The sequence below is a fragment of the Kitasatospora sp. NPDC048540 genome (assembly GCF_040651175.1).
Lineage (GTDB): Bacteria > Actinomycetota > Actinomycetes > Streptomycetales > Streptomycetaceae > Kitasatospora.
On the sequence record NZ_JBEZIR010000149.1, the window covers coordinates 1 to 20336 of the forward strand.

A 20336-nucleotide genomic window follows, 5' to 3' on the forward strand; every position below is an offset into this window, starting at 1 on the left:
GTTGTGGACCTCCGGCAGGCAGAGGTTCGGGTTGTCGAGGGTGTGGTAGTTCGGGCTGTGGTTGCCCTCGGTGCCGTTGTGGTTGGTGCCACCGTTGCCCTGGCCGGAGACGGCGGCGCCGTCCGAGTCGCCGATGGCCATCGCGGGGGCGGTGGCCATGGTGAAGCCGGCGGCGGCGATACCGGCGACGGCGAGAGCCTTCTTGATCATTTCTTGGGGTTCCTTTTCGGATCTGATGGAGTGGAGCGACTGCCCAACCGGTGGCTCAGATTGGGCCGGTGGAGCGGGCCCGGCCGGGGGAGCGGGCCGGACCCCGGATCTGTGCGGCACGTACGGGTGCCGGACGGGGCGGTGGTGCCGGGCCGGTGGCGCAGGAGTGCCGGCCGGCCCGGCGTCGGCCTGAGGAGGCCTCAGCCCACCAGGTGGGACACGCCGCCGTCGCCGCTGCCGAGGGTGCTCTGGCCGACGACGCAGGTCTGCTTCGGCTGGTTGTTCAGAGCGTCGACCTCGACCGGGACCGCGACACCGAGCACGCCGACACCGATGTTGTGGATCTCGGGCAGGCAGAGGTTCGGGTTGTCCAGGAAGTGGAAGTTGGGGCTGTGGTTGCCCCAGGTGCCGGTGGAGTTGGTGCCGCCGTTGCCCTGGATCGAAGCGGCGGAGCCGTCCGAGTTGCCGATCGCGGCGGCGGGGGAGGCGACGGCGGCCAGCGCGGCGGCAGCCAGGCCGACGGAGGCGAAGGTCTTCTTGAGCATGAGCTGAGATACCTCTCTGAATGCTAGGGACGGTCGTCTCGGCGGGCTTGACCGCTGTTTCGTGCAAAGCGTTCAACGAGCGACCCGGTCTGCGGTTGCTAGCCCGTCAGGGGGGATTTCGAAATGCGGCCGACCGTTGAAGACGCGAGGGCTCCAGCGGATCAGCGGTCCGACTCCTGCCGCCGTTCTGGCTGCGACATCCAGCTCAAAGAATCAGCGGCGGGAAAGTTACGGCGGATTGCCCGGTGGGTCCCGGGGATCGCTCGCAGGAGTGTCAGACGGTCGGATTAATAGGCCGTACCGGTTAACTCTCGCAATCCTGGGCGGGCGTGGCTCGTTTGGACAGAGTGCTTTCCGCTGCGCGGCGGACCCACGCACGGCGGCTACCGATCCGAACGCACCATCCCATGGTCCACGCACCATCCACGATCCACGGACAGAACGGTGAACAGCATGAAGCTCTCCAAGCGGGCGACCGGAGCCCTGCTCCTGGCGGTCGGCGCCGGCGTCGTCGCCTCCCAGGGCGCGGCCGCGGCAACCCCCATGACGCCCGAGGAGGTCGCCTCGCTGGAGGACAGCCTGTCCACCCGGACCGTGCCCTTCACGATCCCGCTGAGCGCCCCGACCAGCCGGCTGCCGGTGCTGGCCGAGGGCGGGGAGGTCTCCGGGGCGATCCCGACCTCCCCGCTGATGCCGCCGCCGCCGAAGGCCGGCCACCAGCTGATGCCCGAGCAGGTGATCCCCTCGCTGGCCGCCGGCAAGGTCGGGCCCGCCCTGAAGACCACCCTGCCGCTGCCCGCCGCCGCCGACGGCGTCACCCCCGGCACCCTCGGCCTGGACGCGCCCTCGGCCCCGCTGCACGCGGCCGGCCCGGCGCTCGAACTCGGCCAGCCGGTCTCCTACCTCGGCGACCACAGCGGTGAACTGGCGGACGGGATGCTGGCCTTCGGGGAGCTCGACCCGCGGCTGGTGACCGAGGGCGTCCAGGCCGTACCGGGCGCCAGCGCCTCGCTCGGCGGCGACGACAAGCCGGTCTCCGCGGTCGACACCCTGCGCGCGCTCACCGAGGCGGCCGGCACCAGCGTGGACGGCGTGCTGAACCAGGACGTCGAGGCCTGAGCCCCGGCGCCGGCGCGCCCGGCAGCGTCCGCCGCCGGGGCCGCCCCGTGACGGAGCCCGGCACCACCCCTCGGGGCGGTGCCGGGCTCCGTCGTACGGGCGTCGGCGGCGGGCTCAGCCCGGCAGGGCGCCGAGCAGCGGGCCGACGGCCGGGAGGTCCTTGGCGCCGCCGCCGGCGGTCAGCGGGCCGGTCAGGGTGCCGGTGCCGATGGCGGGCAGGCCGTTGTCGGGCTGGACCCCGACGCCGTTGTTCAGGAAGTCGGCCGAGGACTGCGCCCACGGGTCCAGCCGCAGCGTCTTGACCGGCGCGACGGCGTAGCCGAGGCCGCTGCTGGTGCCCTCCATGGCCTGGCCCAGGTCGGTCGGGGCGAGCCGGGGGGCCGGGAGCTGGGGCACGGGCAGGCCGCCGGCCGGCTCCACGGGGGTGGCCTGCGCGGCGGGGGCGGCGGCCCCCAGCAGCATCGCCGCGCCGATCGCGGCCAGCGCGCCGGTGCCGGTCGTCTTGAGTGCCATGCGGAATCAACCCTTCGGTGGGTGCTGGTGGTTGGGCGTGTCGCGCCGGGGCGGGCCGACGCGAACTGCCCCCCGGCCAGGGCCGGGGGGCAGCGACGCGAGGCGGGGCCGGATCAGCGGGTGATCAGCAGTCCTCGTCCATCACGGGGGCCGAGTCGGTGTGCGGGATGTCGACGTTGGCGCAGGAGTTGCCGAACGCCGGGTTCAGGGCGCCGATCACGTTGATCGAGTTGCCGCACAGGTTCACCGGGACGTGCACCGGGATCTGGATCGAGTTGCCGGACAGCACGCCGGGCGAGTTGGTGACGACGCCCTCGGCACCGGCGCTGGCGGCCGCACCGCCGGCGGCACCGAGCACCAGGCCGGCCGCGGTGGCGGAGAGGAGGGCGGCCTTCTTCACGTTCTGCATGGGAGTTGATCTCCTAGATCAAGCACGGGGAGGGGTGCGCCGCACCACCCGGGCGGGTGGTGCGGCGCGGGCACAGCTGCGTCAGCCGACGTTGGCGCAGGAGTTGCCGAACGCCGGGTTGAGGATGGAGATGACGCCGATCGAGTTGCCGCAGACGTTCACGGGGATGTGCACCGGGATCTGGATCGAGTTGCCGGAGAGCACACCGGGGGAGTTGGCGACGACGGCCTCGGCGCCCGAGCTGGCGGACGCGCCGCCGGCCGCACCGAGCACCAGGCCCGCGGCGGCGAGCGAGAGGGCGGCAGCCTTCTTGAAGTTGCGCATAGGGTTCTTCCTCCGTTTTCTGCCCGGCCGTGGGCGGCCGGGTGCCGGGCGAATCAGAATCATCGCCCGCTGGCTTCTGGATGCGCCGTGATTGTCACTCACGCGGCTCAGGGATTGCGTGTCGCCCGTGGCGTGGGCGGAGGCGGGCCGCGCAGTGGTGCGCCTCGCGGTCATTTCTCGCACGGCCGAGAGACAACCGCACTCCGGCGCGTCCAGGAGAGTGTTTCGAAGGACCAGGAATCAAGCCCGAATTGACGGGCCGTCGGCCGCGTCGTGTTGTTCGGGGGCAGTCCTGGCGTCCGCGCGCTCTCCTGGGGTCGAGGTCCCCGGGGGCCGCGGCGGGCCGGTCCGTAGGGCGGTGCCGGTGACGGCGGTGCCGGTACGGGCCGGCCCGCTCGGGGGATCAGCCCGCGTTCAGGCAGGAGTTGCCGAACGCCGGGTTGAGCAGGCCGACGATGTCCACGGTGTTGCCGCACAGGTTGACCGGCACGTGCACCGGCACCTGGAGCGAGTTGCCGGAGAGGACGCCGGGCGAGCCGGCGACGACACCCTCGGCACCGGCGCTGGCGGACGCACCGCCGGCCGCACCGAGCAGCAGGGCCGCGGCCGCGGCGGAACCGAACGCGCCGTAGGCGAGCTTGCGCATGGGAGGTCTCATTTCTTCGCCCGAGGGCGAGCACCGGTTGGAGCGGGTTTCGCCAGGGAGAACGAGACAGCGGCCGCCGGGAAACGGCCGGGCCGGTTGATCACCCGAATGCCTTCATTGGTGCAACCGGGTGAATGTGCCGGGGGTGGCGCAACTGGAGCATCGGGCCTTCGTTGGGAGTGGTGCACGCCCTGTGCCCTTCCGTGCTGGGCCATGCTGCACGGCAATTGGAAGATCTGATTTTTCGAGGAGACTCAAATGAGCGTCAAGAAGGCTGCCGCTGTCGGCGCCGCCGTCGTCGGCATCGTTGCGGCTGGTGCGGGCTCCGCTGCCGCGAGCGCGGGCGCCGAGGGCGTTACGGCCGGCTCCCCGGGCGTGGCCTCCGGCAACCAGCTCCAGGTGCCGGTGCACATCCCGGTCAACGTGTGCGGCAACTCGGTCGACATCATCGGCCTGCTGAACCCGGCGTTCGGCAACTCCTGCGCCAACGTCGGCTGACACAGGCCCCCAGGCCGTAGCCGGCCTGCTGGTCGATTCCGCAGCATCCGGGCCGCTGCTCCGTCTCTCCCCCTCCTGAGACGCGGAGCGGCGGCCCTGCCGTGTCCGGAGTTCCGGCTGTCGTGACCCTTGTTGCGTTACTTGTCAGTACCTAACATATGAGCCTGACTCATGTTCTGTCTCCCGCCCGTCGGCCGTCGACCCCCACCTCGGCTCGGGCGGGCGCCGTTCCACGCTCCATGCTCCGCGCCGCCCGGCGCACGCCGAGTGGCCCCCACCCCTCAAGGAGTCATGCGTGATCAGGTCTCGACTGTCAGGTCTGCACAGGGGCAGGCCGGTGGCGCTGCTGGCAGCGGCCGGACTGTCCCTCGCCCTCGGGCTCGGCGCGATGCCCAGCGCCACCGCCGCCGACGCGCCGGCGGGTGCCCGGGCGGACCGGCTCCCCGCGATCGTCGCCCTCGGGGACAGTGCGATCTCCGGCGAGGGTGCCGGCACCGACACCGGCGACGACTACGTCCCCGGCACCGACACCCCCGCCAACTACTGCCACCGCAGCACCAGGTCGGAGATCTTCGCCACCGGCCTGGCCGGGCTCACGCCGGTCGACCTGGCCTGCTCCGGCGCGCAGACCGGCGACCTGGTCAGCGACCCGGAGCTGGCGAAGATCACCGGCGGCGGCAGCGGTGACTTCGGCGAGCCCAAGCAGGACGCCCAACTCGCGCAGGTGGCAGGCCAGTACGACGTCAAGATGGTGGTCGTCACGATCGGCGCCAACGACGACTTCGACTTCAGCGGCATCATGCTGAGCTGCCTGGCGCAGTACTTCCCGATCCCCAAGTCACAGGGCTGCCGCGACACCATCGGCACCCCGGAGATCGCCCGCCGGGCCGAGGGCGTCAAGCCCAAGGTGATCGCCGCGCTGACCGACATCCGCAACACCATGCGCCGGGCCGGCTACCAGGACTCCTCGTACCAGCTGGTCTACCAGTCGTACTTCACGCCGATCACCCCGGACATCCGGCGCAACGACTACGTCGGCAAGGTCGCCGACGGCTGCCCGGCCTTCCCCGAGGACCTGGCCTGGGGGCACAACCTGGTGGTCCCGATGCTCAGCGACGCGCTGCGGCAGTCCGCCACCCAGGTGCCGGGGGTGCGCTACCTCGACCAGCGCCGGGTCAGTTACGGCCACGAGGTCTGCGCGGCGTGGACCAGCTCGCCGTACGAGTACACCAACGGTGACGTGATCGACCTCTCGGAGCGCACCCGCAACGGCTGTGACCAGGAGATCGGCATCCCCGGCGTGTGCATGAACATGGTCCGCCAGTCGTACCACCTGCGGGTCGCCGGCTACCAGGGCGAGGCCCGCTGCCTGGCCCAGTTCTACCAGCAGCCCGCGCTGGAGCAGGCGTTCTGCAGCCTGAACCAGCAGAACACCACCTCGATCACGGCGCTCACCCCCGGCCGGCCGTTCCCGGACACGCCTGAGGACGGCTCCTGGTACCAGCTGACCAACGCGGCCACCGGCAAGGTGCTGGACTTCGCCGGCGGCGGGACGTACGGCGACGCGACCAACGGCCGCAGCGCCATCGTCTATCCGGCGGCCGGCAGCCTGAACCAGTCCTTCGTCCTGGAGATCAAGTCCGACGGCAGCTACGAGCTGGACTTCAGCGGCAACCGGGACATGTGCCTGGACGCCACCGGCGCCTCCACCGCGCCGGGCACCCGGCTGGTCCAGTGGCGCTGCAACGGCGGCGGGAACCAGCACTGGGTGCTGAAGCCGGCCGGCGACGGCACCTACAAGCTCGCCGACTCGATGGACCAGGGCAAGGTCGCGGCGGCCTCCGGCGACACCGACGGCGGGGGCAACCCGCTGGTCGAGCTGGCCGCCGACAGCGGCGCCGACAACCAGCACTGGCGGCTGGAGAAGCTGGGCATCGTCTACCTGCACGGCTGACCGGCCGCGGGTGGGACCGGCCTGCGGTCCCACCCGTCCGGGCCGTCGCGATATCGTCGTCCGATGCCCTCCGACCTCGCTGAACTGGCCCGATACGCCGCCGCGCTGGACGCCGGCGAACTGGCGTGGGCCCACGCCACCGGCCGGCTGGACGCCGACGACACTCGCTGGCTGGCCTTCCTGCGCCGCTGCGACCTGGACACCGTGGCGGGCGAGTTCGCCCGGCTCGAACACCTGGAGGACGACGCGGAGCTGCTCGCCGCCTGCCGGGAACTGGCCGCCGCCAGGGGCGGAGCCGCCCGGGTATGGGCCTACCTCGACGACTGCCGGACGGGGGCGCCACCGGCCGCGGGCCGACAGGAGTTCCTGCTCGACCGGGCCGCCGCCGGCCTCGGCATGGACTGGTCCTCCACCTCCGCACTGATGGGCACCGACCGCCCCGAGGAGGTCGACGCCGCCCTCGACCGGCAGGACCCCAACGCCGGGACCGCCCTGATCGGCCTCGCCGTCACCAACCCCGACCCGGACGCGGTGCTCGCCCGGATCGCCCGCGCGCTGGCCGTCCCGGCGACCCGGCCGCAGGCCGTCACCGCGCTCGCGCACACCGCCCGCCTGCACGGCACCGTCGACGCGGCCTGCCTCGACCTGCTGCGCACCGTGCCCCGCGGCAACGAGGCCGACGACGACCTGTGGGCCTACGTCCCGCGCCGCCGCCTGCCCTGGTGGCTCTGGCGCCACCAGCTCCTCGGCCGCTTCAACCGGGGCTGACCTCCGCCACCAGGTCACCGCCCCGGCCGAGGACGTCGAGCCGGGCACCACCGCACTCGACCACCAGACGCGTTCGCCGGCCCTCCTCGTCCAGCTCCTCCCGCGCGGCGGTGACGTACGCCCCGAGCAGTGGGCCGGCGGCGGGCCAGGGCCGTACCTCCCACGCCCAGCCCTCCTCCGGGACCCGGAACGCCTCGAACGGCTGGTCGCGGGCCACCTCCAGGAGGCCGCCGGCCGTCGTCAGCCGGACCGGCAGGCCGTCCTCGAAGCCGAGCCAGAGGAGGAGCGGGCCCTGCGGCGCGGTGCCGTCCCACCGGAACCAGGCGCCGGTCACCCCGGTGATCCGCCGGCCGACCAGCTCGGCCGGGTCCGGTCGGTCCACGTTCCAGTCCCGGGGCAGCGGGTGCCCGCAGACGGCGCAGTCGAACTCCTCCTCCCGGACCACGTTGACCTGCCCGCAGCCCGGGCAGCGCCGGAACTCGAAGGCGTGCTCGAGGTCGTCCCCGTGCGGCACCGCGGCCCGGTCGAGCGCGGCGGCCACCTCCGGCCAGCAGGACGGCCGCGGGCAGTACCCGGTGGACTGGTTGGTCACCGCCCCGGCGGCCCACCCGTCCCGTTCCCGGACGAAGGTGATCTCGCCCGCGGCCCGGACCGGGCCTCCGGCCGCGCAGCCCACGTGCTCGCTGCGGCGGGGCGCCAGCCGCAGCACACCGTCGAGGTCCACCACGTAGGTGAACGGCTCGGTCAGTTCGTCCGGGTCGCGGCCGGCCAGCCAGCCGGCCAGGTCGGCGGGGGAGCGGACGGCCGTGCCGGGACGGTCGGTGGACAGCAGATCAGCGGGCCCGACGTAGCGGTAGAGGCTCGACATCCGGTCAGCAGACCACGTCGGCCCGGACGGCGCCAGGGCGGTGACGGAAGGTCAGGGTCTGTTCCCGCGGCAGTGCGGACCGCTCTGCAACTGTCCCCCAATTGGTCTAGTCCACTCATTGACAGCGGGTCGCACGCGCCCCAATAGTGGTCCACCAGCCGACCACCACAAGGAGCCTGACGTGCCCTCTCCTTCCGCTGCCGACTTGGCGGCCGCCGCCCACGCCGCCATCGATCGTGTCACCAAGGAGCAGGCCGACGGGGTGGTCGCCGCGGCCGAGCTGATCGTCGCCGCCCTCGCCGCCGACGGCGTCGTACAGGCCTTCGGCACCGGACACTCCGAGGCCCTGGCGATGGAGATCGCGGGCCGCGCCGGGGGCCTGGTCCCCAGCAACCGGATCGCCCTGCGCGACGTGGTGCTGCGCGGCGGCCGCCCGGTCGAGATCCTCGAAGGCCCGCAGCTGGAGCGCGGCACCGAGTCCGCCGCCCTGCTGTGGGAACTCACCGCCCCGCACCCGGCCGACGTCTTCGTGCTGGCCTCCAACTCCGGCGTCAACGGCTGCGTGGTCGAACTCGCGCACCTCGCCAAGCGCCACGGCCACCCGCTGATCGTCATCACCTCCGCCGAGCACACCGCCCGGGTCGAGCCCAAGCACCCGTCCGGGCTGCGCCTGCGCGACCTCGCCGACGTCGTCCTCGACAACGCGGCCCCGTACGGCGACGCCGTGCTCCCGATGGCCGGCGGCGGCAAGGCCTGCGGCATCTCCTCGATCACCGCCGCCCTGCTCGCCCAGCAGATCGTCGCCGAGGTGATCCGCCGGATCGAGGACGGCGGCGGCGTCCCGCCGGTCTACCTCTCGGCCAACATCCCCGGCGGCGACGAGCACAACCGCGCCCTGGAGGCCCGCTACGCCGGCCGCATCCGGCGCGCCTCGTGACGACGGGCCCCCTCGTCCTCGGCCTGGACGTCGGCGGCTCCACCACCAGGGTCCTGGTCGCGGACCTCACCGGCCGCATCCTCGGTACGGCCCGCGGTGCCGGGGGCAACCCCGTCTCCAACGGCGAACCCGCCGCCGTCCGGGCGATCGGCGAGACCCTGCGCGCCGCGCTCGCCGACGTCGACCCGGCCGACGTGGCCGCCGGGGTGCTCGGCCTGGCCGGTGGCATGGCGGGCGGGGTGGCGGGCGGGGTGGCCGGCACGTCGGCGCTCGACGGTCTCTGGCCCGCCGCCGGGCTCCCGCACCCGCCCCGGCTGACCGGCGACGTCGAGCTGGCCTACGCGGCCGGCACTGCCAGTCCGACCGGTACCGCGCTGATCGCCGGGACGGGTGCGGTCGCGGCCCGGATCGAGGACTTCGCCATGGCCCGCTGCGCGGACGGCCACGGTTGGCTGCTCGGCGACCGCGGTTCGGGGTTCTGGCTCGGCCGGGCCGCCGTGAGCGGCACGCTGGCCGCCGTCGACCGCGGCGAACTTTCCCCGGCCGGCCTCGCCGCCGAGGTGGTCCGCGCCCTGCTGCCGGGCCCGGTCGCGCCCGACCGGCTGCGCGGCGCCCTGATCGGCGCGGTCCACGCCGAGCCGCCGGTACGGCTGGCCCGGCTCGCCCCCCTCGTGCTGGCCGGGGCCCGCGCGGGCGACCCGGACGCCCGGCGGCTGGTCGGGCGGGCGGCCGGCCACCTGCTCGACACCCTCGCCACCGTCCGGGAGCCTGCCTCCCGCTTGCCGGTGGTGCTGGCGGGCGGGGTGCTGGCGCCGGGTACGCCGCTGGCCGACGCGGTCCGCGCCCGGGTCGCCGAGCGCTGGCCGGACGCGGGCCTCACCCACGCGGGCAGCGGCGCGGGCGCCGCCGCCTGGCTCGCCGCCCGTACCCTCGGCGCGTCCGCCGCGGACCTGGCCGCGCTGCACCGCGGCCTGGTCGCCGGCCCGGCCTGAGCCGGCGCCGGTCCCGGTCGCGTCGCCTCCTCAGGTCACCGGTCGTCAGGTCACCGGCTCTCAGGTCACCGGCTCTCGGCTCACCGGTCCTCAGGTCACCGGTCCTCAGGTCACCGGCTCTCAGGTCACGGGCCGGGCGGTGTTGTGGGCCCATCCGTCCGACTTCGGGCGGGTTTCCGCAGGTGGGCGGGGTGGGCCCGAGGGGGGGCAACGCGCGGGTTGTCCTCGCGATCCCCTAAGGTCTGGCGACACCGCCTGTCCAGCTGACCATGAGGAACGACGTTGACGACCCCGCCGACCCCGCCCGCCGCCGACACCCCCGCCGACACCGACCAGCCGAAGCCCGAGGGCCGGCCGGCACCGCAGGACGGGGTCCAGGCCGACGGGCAGCCGACGGCCGCCCAGCCCGAGCCGCAGCCGTACGCCGCGTACCCGCCGCTCGGCCACCACCAGCCCGAGGTGCCGAAGAAGAAGGGCCTGAAGTCCGCCCTGATCGGCGTGGTCGCCGTCGTCGTGGCCGCGGGGCTCGCGCTGTTCGCCGCGGCCTACTTCATGAAGGACCAGCCGGCGAGCGCCAAGGCCGGCGACTGCGTCCACAACTCCGGGTCCGACACCAAGCCCGACGTGAAGGTCGTGGACTGCAAGTCGGCCAACGCCGACCTCAAGGTCCTCAAGGTGGTGCACAGCTCCAACGAGCAGGAGTGCGACACCGAGGACGGCGTGGAGTTCACCTACACCGAGGAGCGCCGGAGCAGCATATTCATCCTCTGCCTCGGCAAGAACGGCTGAACCGCACGCCGTACCGGTGACGCCGCAGCGCCCCCGCCCGCCCGGCGGGGGCGCCCCCGCCCGCCCGGCCGACGGTGGAAATCCGTGGCGCCGCGTCCGGCGGCGCAGTTGAATGCCCGGATGCAGAACGACATCTGGGCCGCGCTGCCCGACGAGGCCCGGTCCGCGGTGGACGCCCTGGTGCGCCGGGACCGGCGGATCCACGCGGTGCAGGTGATCCGCGAGGCCTTCGCACAGGGCGCCAAGCCGGGCCTGACCGAGGCGCTCGACGTGGTGGTGGAGCGCTACCGGGCGCTGGAGCAGCCGCTGTTCACCTCGACCCCGCCGCTCGACCTCGAGAAGCTGGCGGCTGCGGTGGCGGCGCTGCCGGTGCGGCCCGACGCGATCGAGGCGCTCTGGGACGGTGACACCGACGGCTGGTTCGTCGTCCTGTTCGCGGTGACGGCCGCTCCCTGGCGGCAGTTCGAACTCGCGGTCAGCCGGCTCGGCACCGACCTGCGGCTGTTCGACGGCGAGGCCCCGCCGTGGCCGGAGGCCGTGGAGGCGCGCGAAGTGGGCGGGGCGCTGGCCCGGCAGCTGGACGTGCCGTTCGCCTTCGCCTCCCCCGAGCGGCCCGACGACACGGCACCCCGCTGGTGGGACGGCCGCTGACGGCGTCCCGGTGCGTCACCGCGCGGCCGACGCCCTCACAGGTCGACGATCTCCGCCGCGAACACGGTGCCCAGCGGCTCCGGACCGATGTACTGCTGGCAGTTGCACCGCCGGGCCTCGTACTGCAGCGGCTTGCGCTCGGCGTCCCAGGCGGTCGGGGCCTCGACCATCTCGTGGCACTTGCCCTGCCGGTCGTGCTTGGCGAGATGGTGGGTGCAGCCGCAGACCGGCTCCGGCGGCCGGCTCGCCGCGTCCAGCGCCAGCTGCCGGCGCTCGGCGGCCAGGTGCAGCTCCAGCTTCCGCTTGTGGCGGGTCTTCAGCGCGCTCCGGACGTTCTCACTGATCCAGCCCCCGCCGAAGATCACACCCGGTATCAGCATCCATGCCCAGCCACCCATGCCACGACTCCCCCCGCCGATCGTCCCCCTCAGCTTAGGGCCGGACACCGGGCCGGGGGAGGGCCGGGGCCCGGCGGGACCCGCAGCGCGACGGCTGACGGGACCTCAGCGGGTGCCGGGCCCGGCGGTCAGGGCCAGACCAGGCAGTACAGCTGGTGGCCGGCCTCGTGCAGGCGGTTGGCGAAGTCCTGCCACTCGTGCAGCATCTGGTAGATCACGAAGGCGTCCCGCGGCCCGCGCCGGTCCGGCACCGTGGACCAGATGAAGGCGGCGGCGCCGAGTTCCATCTCGTCGGCCTGGCGCAGCGGCTCGACCACGGTCTGCGGCAGCTGGACCACCGCGTAGTCGGGGTGCAGCACGACCAGCTCCAGCGGCGGCACCTGGTGCAGCGGCACGCCCTGGATGCCGGTGAGCACCATGGCGCTCATCGTCTCCGGTTTGATCTTGGTGGAGAGGTGGCCGTTGGGCGAGCCGCTGGTCTCCATCAGGTCGCCGAGGCGCCCCAGTGAGCCGAGCTCGCCCGCGTCCAGACCGAGCCCGCCCGGTCCGAGGGCGGTGGGGACTCTGGCGGCGGTGGCCCGGTCGGGCGCGCCGAAGTACTTGTAGGTGACCCCCACTCTGCCCTCACCCCGCCTTCCCCTGCCCGCTCCCGTTCCCCCGCCCGCGGCTCGGGCGGACCTGTGGGAACCACCCACGGCCTCGTCGGAGCCGTCCTGCGCCTCGGACACTCGGACCATCCTCACCGGAATTCGCCGGAATCGACAGACCCCCACACGCTCGGTGTCCCTCCGAACGTGCCCTTTACCCGTCTCGCGCTGCCGTACACGGCCGGACCGCTCGGTCCGTCCGCACCGCCCGGCCGTCAGGCCGACCCGGCCCGGCGGCTTCACCGGGCGCGGCGGCCCCGCGGGGAGGCCGGCAGACCCCGGCGGTCCGCAGTGGAGGCCGGTAGTACGGATAACCGTACCTCTGGTCGGGCCCGCCGGGCGGCGGCAGTACCCGGATCATCGTTCCAGATGATCGGCTCCGACATGCAGAGGTCAAGGACACGATTTGAGAGCATGTCCGGGTAACCCGACCTGAGGACGCAGTCGATGAGCGAGCCGATGAACGAACCGAAGCGCTACCCGTACGAAGCCCCCCAGTCCCAGTCGCTGTTCGAGCGGGCCGCCGAGGTCACGCCCGGAGGCGTGAACTCGCCGGTGCGCGCGTTCAAGGCGGTGGGCGGAACCCCGCGGTTCATGGTGTCCGGCAGCGGGCCGTACCTGACCGACGCGGACGGCCGCGACTACGTCGACCTGGTGTGTTCCTGGGGTCCGATGATCCTCGGGCACGCCCACCCGGCGGTGGTCGAGGCCGTCCGGGAGGCGGTCGCCCGCGGCACCTCGTTCGGCACGCCCGGCCAGGGCGAGGTGGAGCTGGCGGAGGAGATCGTCGCCCGGATCGCCCCGGTCGAGCAGGTCCGGCTGGTGTCCAGCGGCACCGAGGCGACCATGTCGGCGATCCGGCTGGCCCGCGGCTTCACCGGTCGGGCCAAGATCGTCAAGTTCGCGGGCTGTTACCACGGTCACGTGGACGCGCTGCTCGCCGCCGCCGGTTCCGGGGTGGCGACCCTCGGTCTGCCCGACACCCCCGGGGTGACCGGTGCGCAGGCCGGCGACACCATCGTGCTGCCGTACAACGACCTGGAGGCGGTGCGGCAGGCCTTCGCCGCGCACCCCGGCCAGATCGCCTGCGTGATCACCGAGGCCTCGCCCGGCAACATGGGCGTGGTCCCGCCGCTGCCCGGCTTCAACCGGGGACTGGCGGAGCTGTGCCGCGCCGACGGCGCCCTGTTCGTCTCCGACGAGGTGATGACCGGCTTCCGCGTCTCGAAGGCCGGCTGGTACGGCCTGGAGGCGGCGCACGAGGGCTGGGCCCCCGACCTGCTGACCTTCGGCAAGGTGATGGGCGGCGGCTTCCCGGCGGCGGCCTTCGGCGGCCGGGCCGACGTGATGGCGTACCTCGCCCCGGCGGGCCCGGTCTACCAGGCGGGCACCCTGTCCGGTAACCCGATCGCCACCGCGGCCGGCCTCGCCCAGCTGCGCGGCTGCACCGACGAGGTGTACGCGACCGTCGACCGGGTGTCGGCCGAGATCTCCGGCCTGGTGTCCGCCGCGCTCAGCAAGGAGGGCGTGACGCACCGGCTGCAGACCGCGGGGAACATGTTCTCGGTCTTCTTCACCGACGAGCAGGTCACCAACTACGACGAGGCCCGGCGCCAGCAGGCGTTCCGCTTCAACGGCTTCTTCCACTCGATGCTGAGCCAGGGCGTCTACCTGCCGCCGTCCGCGTTCGAGTCGTGGTTCGTCTCGGCCGCGCACGACGAGCGGGCGCTCGAGCGGATCGCCGCCGCCCTGCCGGCCGCCGCCCGCGCGGCCGCCGAGGCCCAGCCGGTCTGAGGCCCGTCCGTCCCGGGCACGCCGCCCGCCGCCCGACGCAAGCACCCGAAGCACCGAGGAGAGCAGTGAGCGCCAAAGAGACCACCGTCGTCCACCTGATGCGGCACGGCGAGGTGCACAACCCGGAGGGCGTGCTGTACGGCCGCCTGCCGGGCTACCACCTCTCGGACCTGGGCCGGCAGATGGCCGACCGGGTCGCCGAGCACCTGGCCGGCCGGGACATCACCCACGTGGTGGCCTCGTCGCTGGAGCGGGCCCAGGAGACGGCCACCCCGATCGCCAAGGTCCACGGCCTGGACGTGGCCGTCGACGACGGTCTGATCGAGGCGGAGAACATCTTCCAGGGCAAGACCTTCGGCGTCGGCGACGGCTCGCTGAAGAACCCGGCCTACTGGCGCTACCTCACCAACCCGTTCAAGCCCTCCTGGGGCGAGCCGTACCTCGACCAGGTGGTGCGGATGATGGGCGCGCTGGCCAAGGCCAGGGACGCGGCGCGCGGGCACGAGGCGGTCTGCGTCAGCCACCAGCTGCCGATCTGGGTGGTCCGCTCGTTCGCCGAGCGCCGCCGGCTGTGGCACGACCCGCGCAACCGGCAGTGCTCGCTCGCCTCGCTGACCAGCTTCACGTACGAGGACGACCGGATCGTCTCGATCGGCTACCGCGAGCCCGCCCGCGACCTGCTCCCGGCCCACCTGGTCGGCAAGGGCCGCAAGGGCGACAAGCCGGTCGGCAAGAGCTTCGGGGCGTAGGTCACACCCGGGCCGCCGAAGTGAAGGCGAAATGACCGCTCTAAACGGATCATAAGCATAAGAACCGCAGCTCAGAGGGGGTCCGGTGGACAATGCCGGACCCCCCTGAACCGCCCCGGAGTCCCATGCGAAACTTTTCACATGTCTGGGACGCACCCCCGCCGCCTCCGCCTCGCCGCCACCCTCGGCGCGGCCGCCCTGCTGGCCGTGGCCGGCTGCAGCTCCACCGGGAGCAGCAGCGAAGGCCAGGCCGGCTTCATCGCCGGCAAGGGCGGCATCGACACCGCCGTGGCCTCCGCGCGCCGCACCGCCCCGGACATCTCCGGCGTCGGCCTGGACGGCGGCAACCTGAAACTCTCCGACTACCGCGGCAAGGTCGTGGTGCTCAACATCTGGGGCTCCTGGTGCGGCCCCTGCCGGGCCGAGGCGAAGAACCTCCAGGAGGTCCACCAGGCCCACCAGGGCGACGGCGTGCAGTTCCTCGGCATCAACACCCGGGACACCGACCCGGCCAACGCGGTCCGCTTCGAGCAGGAGAAGGGCATCACCTTCCCCAGCATCTACGACCCGGCCGGCACCGAGATCCTGAAGTTCCCCAAGGGCACCCTCAACCCCTCGGCCATCCCCACCACCATCGTGGTCGACCGCCAGGGCCGGCTGGCCGCCCGCTCGCTGCACCCGCTCACCACCGAGGACCTCGAGGCGATGCTGAAGCCGGTCCTCGCGGAGCAGCAGTGACCACCGGGCTGCTCGCCGCCGCGTACACCAACGAGACGGTCTCCAGCGGCGCCCTGCTGCTCGCCGCCCCGATCGCGCTGGCGGCCGGGCTGATCTCGTTCTTCTCCCCCTGCGTGCTGCCGCTGCTGCCCGGCTACCTGAGCTACGTCACCGGCTTCTCGGCCGCCGACCTGGCCTCGGCGAAGGGCGGCCGGCGCGGCCGGATGCTGCTCGGCGTGGGCCTGTTCGTGCTCGGCTTCAGCGTGGTGTTCATCTCGATGGGCGCGCTGTTCGGTCACTTCGGCCAGAACCTGAAGGACCACCAGCGGGCGATCGACGTGGTGCTCGGGGTGCTGACCGTGCTGATGGGCCTGGCCTTCATGGGGCTGGTGCCCGGCTTCGCCCTGCGCGAGCTGCGGCTGCACCACCGGCCGGCCGTGGGGCTGGCCGGGGCACCGCTGCTCGGCCTGGTCTTCGGCGTGGGCTGGACGCCGTGCCTGGGCCCGACCCTCTCCTCGATCCAGGTGCTCTCCTTCAACCAGGCCAGTGCGGGGCGCGGCGCCTTCCTGACGGCGGTCTACTGCCTCGGGCTGGGCGTACCGTTCATCCTGGCCGCCCTGGCCTTCCGCCGGGCCCTGGGGGCCTTCGGCTGGGTCAAGAACCACTACCAGCTGGTGATGCGGATCGGCGGCGGCATGCTCGTCGTGGTCGGCGTGCTGCTGGTGACCGGCGCCTGGGACACCCTGGTGAACCAGCTTCAGTACGCCACCGGCGACTTCTCGATCGGAATCTGACCGTGAGCGACACCCGCACGGGGCACCGTACGCCCGCCGACGAGACGGCGGAGCAGGCCGCGGAGCGGCTCAGCAGCGCCCCGGCCGAGCCCGGTGAGGGGGACGGCCCCGGCGCCGGCCCGGCCGGCCTGGGCGCCCTCGGCTGGGCCCGCTGGACCTGGCGCCAGCTGACCTCCATGCGGGTCGCGCTGATCCTGCTGTTCCTGCTCTCGCTGGCCGCCATCCCCGGCTCGCTGATCCCGCAGAACAGCCAGAACGCCTTCAAGGTGCAGACCTGGAAGGCGGCGCACCAGGGCATCGCCCCGCTGTACGACAAGCTGCAGCTGTTCGACGTGTACAGCTCGGTCTGGTTCTCCTCGATCTACATCCTGCTGTTCGTCTCGCTGGCCGGCTGCATCGTGCCCCGCACCTGGCAGTTCGTCGGCGTGCTGCGCGCGGCGCCCCCGGCGGCCCCGCGCAACCTCGCCCGGATGCCGGTGTACGCGGCCTGGCACACCGACGCCGACGCCGAGTCGGTCAACGCGGCCGGGCACCGGCTGCTGCGCCGGCGCGGCTTCCGGGCCCACCGCTCCGGCACCGGTCCGGTGGCCGCGGAGAAGGGCTACCTGCGCGAGGTCGGCAACCTGCTCTTCCACTTCTCGCTGTTCGCGCTGCTGGCCGGGTTCGCCTGGGCCTCGCTGGCCAGCGGCCAGGGCGGCAAGCTGCTGGTCGAGGGCCAGGGCTACTCCAACACCACGACCCAGCTGGACGACTTCACCGGCTCCTGGGCCTACACCGCGGACGACCTGGACGCCTTCGGCTTCAACCTGGACAGCTTCAGCGCCCGCTACCAGACCAGCGGCGACCAGGTCGGCAGCGCCCGGGACTTCACCGCGCACATCCGGTACTGGAACGGCACCGACAGCAGCAAGCTGACCAACGGCACCATCCAGGTCAACCACCCGCTGGAGATCGGCAGCAGCAAGGTCTTCCTGATCGGCCACGGCTTCGCGCCGGTGGTGACGGTCCGCAACGCGAAGAACGAGATCGTCTACCGCGGGCCGACGCCCTTCCTGCCGCAGGACTCCAACGCCACCTCCACCGGCGTGATCAAGGTCAGCGACTACGGCACCGGGCCCGACGGCACCAAGACCATGCTGGGCTTCAACGGCTACTTCCTGCCCACCGCCCCGGAGAACTTCGAGAAGACCGGCCCGGTCTCGCTCTTCCCCGACGCGGCCGACCCGATGCTGGTGCTGACCGCCTACCAGGGCGACCTGGGCACCGACACCGGCAACCCGCAGAACGTGTACCAGCTCGACACCAAGCACATGACCCAGCTGAAGCAGGACGGCGACATCGCCCGCGCCCGCCTCAAGCCGGGCCAGGCCTGGGAGCTCCCGGACGGCTACGGCACCGTCACCTTCGAGGGCTACCAGCAGTGGGCCAGCTTCAACATCTCGCACCGGCCCGGCAACGCCGTCGCGCTGACCGGCGCGGTCTGCGCCATCCTCGGCCTGATCGGCTCGCTGTTCGTGCAGCGCCGCCGGATCTGGGTCCGGGCCACCACGGGACCGGACGGCCGCACCCTGGTCGAGGTGGCCGGCCTCGCCCGCAGCGAGTCCGCCCGTACCGCGGAGGAGCTGGCGGAGTTCGCCGTCGACCTCCAGGAAAGCGCCCCCGCACTGGACGATGACGACCCGGCCGGCGATCCGGCCGGGACCCCGCCCGGCGGCCCGCCCGCCGGCCCCACCGACGACCCCGCGGACCCCGCAGCCCCCGCCGACCCGGACTCCAAGGAGTAGACGGTGCATCTCGCCTCGGTCGACCCCCAGCTGGCCGACCTCTCCAACAAGCTCATCTACTCGGCCATGGCCGTGTACACCCTGGCCATGCTGGCCCACCTGGTCGAGTGGACCTTCGGCAGCAAGGGCGCGGTCGCGCTGCGCTCCGCCGAGCAGTCCAGCCTGGCCGAGACGGTCGCGGCCGCGGACGAGGGCGGCAAGGCCGTCCGCAAGGTGACCGTGAAGGTCGCCACCGCGAGCGGCGGCACCGCCACCCTGACCCGCACCGCGCTGGCCGACGCCGGCGCCACCGTGGTGACCAGCGGCCGCGGCGAGGACGAGGCCCCGGACGGCCCGGGCGCCGCCGGCACCAGCGAGAAGGGCGACCTGGCGGGCCGGATCGCGATCTCGCTGACCGTCCTCGGCGCGCTGCTGCACGCCGGCGGGGTGCTCTCCCGCGGCCTGTCGGTGATGCGCTGGCCGTGGGGCAACATGTACGAGTTCTCGTGCGCCTTCGCCCTCACCATGGTGCTCGCCTACCTGGGCCTGCTGGCCGCGAAGAAGAACGCCCGCTGGCTCGGCCTGCCGGTGATCCTCGCCGCGCTGGTCACCCTCGGCGTGGCGGTCACCAACCTCTACACCGACTCCGAGCAGCTGGTCCCGGCCCTGCACTCGTACTGGCTGGGGATCCACGTCTCCACCGCGATCATCTGCGGCGGCGCGCTCTACGCCGGCTTCGTCACCACCGCGCTGTTCGTCGGCAAGGACGCGTACGAGCGCCGGGTGGCGGCCGGCCTGCCCGGCGGCCCGCTGCGGATCCCGGTGACGGTCTGGCAGCGGCTGCCCGCCGCCTCGACCCTGGACAAGCTGTCCTACCGGATCAACGCCTTCGTCTTCCCGCTGTGGACCTTCACCATCATCGCGGGCGCGATCTGGGCCGAGTCGGCCTGGGGCAAGTACTGGGAGTGGGACCCGAAGGAGACCTGGTCGTTCATCACCTGGGTCGCCTACGCCGCCTACCTGCACGCCCGGGCGACCGCCGGCTGGCGCGGCCGCAAGGCCGCCTACCTGGCCCTGCTGGCCTTCGCGTGCTGGCTGTTCAACTACTACGGGGTCAACATCTTCGTCACCGGCAAGCACTCCTACGCCGGGGTCTGACCGCTCGCACCGGTGCCGAGCGGGGTCCCCGGACCCCGCCCGGTACCGGCCGGGCGAGCACGCGGTGAACAGCCGCAGAACAAGATGTCGTACACGGATCAAGACTGAGGAACCGTCACCTCGGTCGTTATCAGGACGTGCTCCGGCGCCGAGTTTGCCGCCCTTCCACGGGTGGCAGACCGAGGCGGGGCACGTACCGGATCGTTCGAGCAGCCGCGAGGAGGGCCGCGCCATGGAGAGCGACGAGGTCATGCTGACCGTACGGATCACCGCCGCGGAGAGGGCTCTGCTCCGCAGACTGGCGCAGGGCCATCGCAGCGACGTCTCCGAGGTGGTCGCCGACGGTCTGCTGGACGTCCTGCCGACGCTGCACTGCAGCGCGGACGCACACCGGCTGCTGGCGGCGCTGACCGCCCCGGCGCCGTGCGCGCAGACGGTCTGGCTGCCGGCCGCGCTGGCCGACCTGCTGGTCCCGGCCGCGGCCCGGATCGCCCAGGTGACCGGCGCGCCGCTGTGCCCGGCGGCACCGCCGGCCTGGCGCCTGGGCGGTGCCCCGAGCGCCATGCTCGGCGCCGCCGTACGGCTCTGGCTGACCCAGGACCCGCAGCGCCTCGCGGACAACCTCAGCGTGATGCACGAAGGCCGCCCGACCGCCCTGGTGGCGGCCTGAGCGGCCTGCGAGGCCCGTGGTGACGGGCGGGGGTGGTCAGGCGGCCTGCTGCCAGCTGACGGGGGAGTAGTACGCCGGGCGGCGCTCCAGGCGCTGCCAGTTGGCGATCGGCTCGACGGCGCGGGCCGCCGCGGCCTGCTGGCCGGCCGCGGCGCGGGCCAGCAGCACGGCGGTCAGGGCGGCCAGCTCCTCGTCGTTCAGCGAGCCGCGGACGATGCGGACAAGAGGTTCGGCGCTGCTGCTCATGGTCCTGGTTTCTCCCCCGGTTCGGATGCTGACGGCTGGTGGCGTGCGGTGCTGCGCGTGCGGTGTGCCGCCCGGCTACATCGGCGGGTTGCCGTGCTTGCGGCTGGGCAGGTCGGCGTGCTTGGTGCGGAGCATGGCGAGGGCTGAGGCGAGGACGGTGCGGGTCTCGGCCGGGTC

At 73.1% G+C, this 20336-nt stretch carries 24 protein-coding genes and 1 pseudogene; 15 read left to right on the forward strand and 10 right to left on the reverse strand.

The window, feature by feature from the left end; all coding sequences use genetic code 11:
* Both AB0D08_RS35550 and AB0D08_RS35555 read right to left on the reverse strand, forming a co-directional pair.
* A pseudogene (locus AB0D08_RS35550) lies at positions 1 to 210 on the reverse strand (rodlet layer protein); the annotation flags it as partial.
* 200 nt (positions 211 to 410) lie between these two features.
* Positions 411 to 755: a hypothetical protein gene (locus AB0D08_RS35555; protein WP_033819488.1), complete on the reverse strand. Its 345-nt coding sequence runs from the start codon at positions 753 to 755 to the stop codon at positions 411 to 413.
* Positions 756 to 1208: 453 nt separating this feature from the next.
* Here AB0D08_RS35555 and AB0D08_RS35560 point away from each other — a divergent pair, with 453 nt between their 5' ends.
* Positions 1209 to 1874: a hypothetical protein gene (locus tag AB0D08_RS35560; protein ID WP_055731240.1), complete on the forward strand. Its 666-nt coding sequence runs from the start codon at positions 1209 to 1211 to the stop codon at positions 1872 to 1874.
* Positions 1875 to 1988: 114 nt separating this feature from the next.
* On the opposite strand, the gene AB0D08_RS35565 is transcribed toward AB0D08_RS35560, so the two are convergent.
* The 4 genes from AB0D08_RS35565 to AB0D08_RS35580 all read right to left on the reverse strand — a co-directional run bounded on the left by AB0D08_RS35565 (position 1989) and on the right by AB0D08_RS35580 (position 3766).
* Positions 1989 to 2387, reverse strand: a complete 399-nt coding sequence (locus tag AB0D08_RS35565) for a hypothetical protein (RefSeq protein ID WP_359894430.1) — start codon at positions 2385 to 2387, stop codon at positions 1989 to 1991.
* A 124-nt stretch (positions 2388 to 2511) separates the two neighbouring features.
* Entirely contained in the window at positions 2512 to 2796 is a 285-nt protein-coding gene (locus AB0D08_RS35570; protein ID WP_033819485.1) for a chaplin, read from the reverse strand.
* An 81-nt stretch (positions 2797 to 2877) separates the two neighbouring features.
* Positions 2878 to 3120, reverse strand: a complete 243-nt coding sequence (locus tag AB0D08_RS35575) for a chaplin (RefSeq protein ID WP_033819484.1) — start codon at positions 3118 to 3120, stop codon at positions 2878 to 2880.
* A 403-nt stretch (positions 3121 to 3523) separates the two neighbouring features.
* On the reverse strand, positions 3524 to 3766 hold the full coding sequence (locus AB0D08_RS35580) for a chaplin (RefSeq protein WP_033819483.1): 243 nt from the start codon (positions 3764 to 3766) through the stop codon (positions 3524 to 3526).
* A gap of 258 nt (positions 3767 to 4024) precedes the next feature.
* Here AB0D08_RS35580 and AB0D08_RS35585 point away from each other — a divergent pair, with 258 nt between their 5' ends.
* The 3 genes from AB0D08_RS35585 to AB0D08_RS35595 all read left to right on the forward strand — a co-directional run bounded on the left by AB0D08_RS35585 (position 4025) and on the right by AB0D08_RS35595 (position 6986).
* Positions 4025 to 4264 carry a chaplin gene (locus tag AB0D08_RS35585; protein ID WP_033819482.1) on the forward strand — a complete coding sequence of 80 codons (240 nt, stop codon included), beginning with the start codon at positions 4025 to 4027 and terminating at the stop codon, positions 4262 to 4264.
* Positions 4265 to 4559: 295 nt separating this feature from the next.
* Positions 4560 to 6218 carry an RICIN domain-containing protein gene (locus AB0D08_RS35590; RefSeq protein ID WP_233288976.1) on the forward strand — a complete coding sequence of 553 codons (1659 nt, stop codon included), beginning with the start codon at positions 4560 to 4562 and terminating at the stop codon, positions 6216 to 6218.
* 63 nt (positions 6219 to 6281) lie between these two features.
* Complete coding sequence (locus AB0D08_RS35595) at positions 6282 to 6986, forward strand: hypothetical protein (protein ID WP_051812071.1); 705 nt, start codon at positions 6282 to 6284, stop codon at positions 6984 to 6986.
* Here the strand turns inward: AB0D08_RS35595 and AB0D08_RS35600 are convergent.
* Complete coding sequence (locus AB0D08_RS35600) at positions 6973 to 7854, reverse strand: hypothetical protein (protein ID WP_359894432.1); 882 nt, start codon at positions 7852 to 7854, stop codon at positions 6973 to 6975. The genes AB0D08_RS35595 and AB0D08_RS35600 overlap by 14 nt on opposite strands.
* Before the next feature lie 181 nt (positions 7855 to 8035).
* Here AB0D08_RS35600 and AB0D08_RS35605 point away from each other — a divergent pair, with 181 nt between their 5' ends.
* The 4 genes from AB0D08_RS35605 to AB0D08_RS35620 all read left to right on the forward strand — a co-directional run bounded on the left by AB0D08_RS35605 (position 8036) and on the right by AB0D08_RS35620 (position 11223).
* Positions 8036 to 8791 carry an SIS domain-containing protein gene (locus tag AB0D08_RS35605; protein WP_359894434.1) on the forward strand — a complete coding sequence of 252 codons (756 nt, stop codon included), beginning with the start codon at positions 8036 to 8038 and terminating at the stop codon, positions 8789 to 8791.
* Complete coding sequence (locus tag AB0D08_RS35610) at positions 8788 to 9783, forward strand: BadF/BadG/BcrA/BcrD ATPase family protein (protein WP_359894436.1); 996 nt, start codon at positions 8788 to 8790, stop codon at positions 9781 to 9783. Before AB0D08_RS35605 ends, AB0D08_RS35610 begins: the two co-directional genes overlap by 4 nt.
* A 282-nt stretch (positions 9784 to 10065) precedes the next feature.
* A complete protein-coding gene (locus AB0D08_RS35615; protein ID WP_051813693.1) occupies positions 10066 to 10572 on the forward strand; it encodes a hypothetical protein in 507 nt (168 codons plus the stop codon).
* A 120-nt stretch (positions 10573 to 10692) separates the two neighbouring features.
* Positions 10693 to 11223, forward strand: a complete 531-nt coding sequence (locus AB0D08_RS35620) for a hypothetical protein (protein WP_359894438.1) — start codon at positions 10693 to 10695, stop codon at positions 11221 to 11223.
* 35 nt (positions 11224 to 11258) lie between these two features.
* Here AB0D08_RS35620 and AB0D08_RS35625 read toward each other — a convergent pair whose 3' ends face one another.
* Positions 11259 to 11621 (reverse strand): hypothetical protein, encoded by a 363-nt coding sequence (locus tag AB0D08_RS35625; protein ID WP_033823366.1) that lies wholly within the window; start codon positions 11619 to 11621, stop codon positions 11259 to 11261.
* A 128-nt stretch (positions 11622 to 11749) separates the two neighbouring features.
* On the reverse strand, positions 11750 to 12238 hold the full coding sequence (locus tag AB0D08_RS35630) for a hypothetical protein (protein WP_033823365.1): 489 nt from the start codon (positions 12236 to 12238) through the stop codon (positions 11750 to 11752).
* Positions 12239 to 12715: 477 nt separating this feature from the next.
* On the opposite strand from AB0D08_RS35630, the gene hemL reads away from it, so the two are divergent.
* The 7 genes from hemL (at position 12716) to AB0D08_RS35665 (ending at position 19913) form a co-directional block, all read left to right on the forward strand.
* Complete coding sequence (gene hemL / locus AB0D08_RS35635; RefSeq protein ID WP_033823364.1) at positions 12716 to 14062, forward strand: glutamate-1-semialdehyde 2,1-aminomutase; 1347 nt, start codon at positions 12716 to 12718, stop codon at positions 14060 to 14062.
* Positions 14063 to 14160: 98 nt separating this feature from the next.
* Positions 14161 to 14811 (forward strand): histidine phosphatase family protein, encoded by a 651-nt coding sequence (locus AB0D08_RS35640; RefSeq protein WP_051813695.1) that lies wholly within the window; start codon positions 14161 to 14163, stop codon positions 14809 to 14811.
* A gap of 141 nt (positions 14812 to 14952) precedes the next feature.
* Positions 14953 to 15549 (forward strand): TlpA disulfide reductase family protein, encoded by a 597-nt coding sequence (locus tag AB0D08_RS35645; protein ID WP_033823362.1) that lies wholly within the window; start codon positions 14953 to 14955, stop codon positions 15547 to 15549.
* Between the two features lie 8 nt (positions 15550 to 15557).
* Entirely contained in the window at positions 15558 to 16322 is a 765-nt protein-coding gene (locus tag AB0D08_RS35650; protein WP_359894443.1) for a cytochrome c biogenesis protein CcdA, read from the forward strand.
* Positions 16323 to 16324: 2 nt separating this feature from the next.
* Positions 16325 to 18106 carry a cytochrome c biogenesis protein ResB gene (locus AB0D08_RS35655; protein WP_033823361.1) on the forward strand — a complete coding sequence of 594 codons (1782 nt, stop codon included), beginning with the start codon at positions 16325 to 16327 and terminating at the stop codon, positions 18104 to 18106.
* Between the two features lie 3 nt (positions 18107 to 18109).
* Complete coding sequence (ccsB, locus tag AB0D08_RS35660; protein WP_033823360.1) at positions 18110 to 19243, forward strand: c-type cytochrome biogenesis protein CcsB; 1134 nt, start codon at positions 18110 to 18112, stop codon at positions 19241 to 19243.
* Between the two features lie 232 nt (positions 19244 to 19475).
* Positions 19476 to 19913 (forward strand): hypothetical protein, encoded by a 438-nt coding sequence (locus AB0D08_RS35665; protein ID WP_033823359.1) that lies wholly within the window; start codon positions 19476 to 19478, stop codon positions 19911 to 19913.
* Between the two features lie 36 nt (positions 19914 to 19949).
* Here the strand turns inward: AB0D08_RS35665 and AB0D08_RS35670 are convergent, their stop codons facing one another.
* The gene (locus AB0D08_RS35670) at positions 19950 to 20159 is read right to left on the reverse strand and encodes an acyl-CoA carboxylase epsilon subunit (RefSeq protein WP_033823358.1); all 210 of its coding nucleotides are present in this window, start codon (positions 20157 to 20159) and stop codon (positions 19950 to 19952) included.
* Positions 20160 to 20336: the final 177 nt, after the last annotated feature.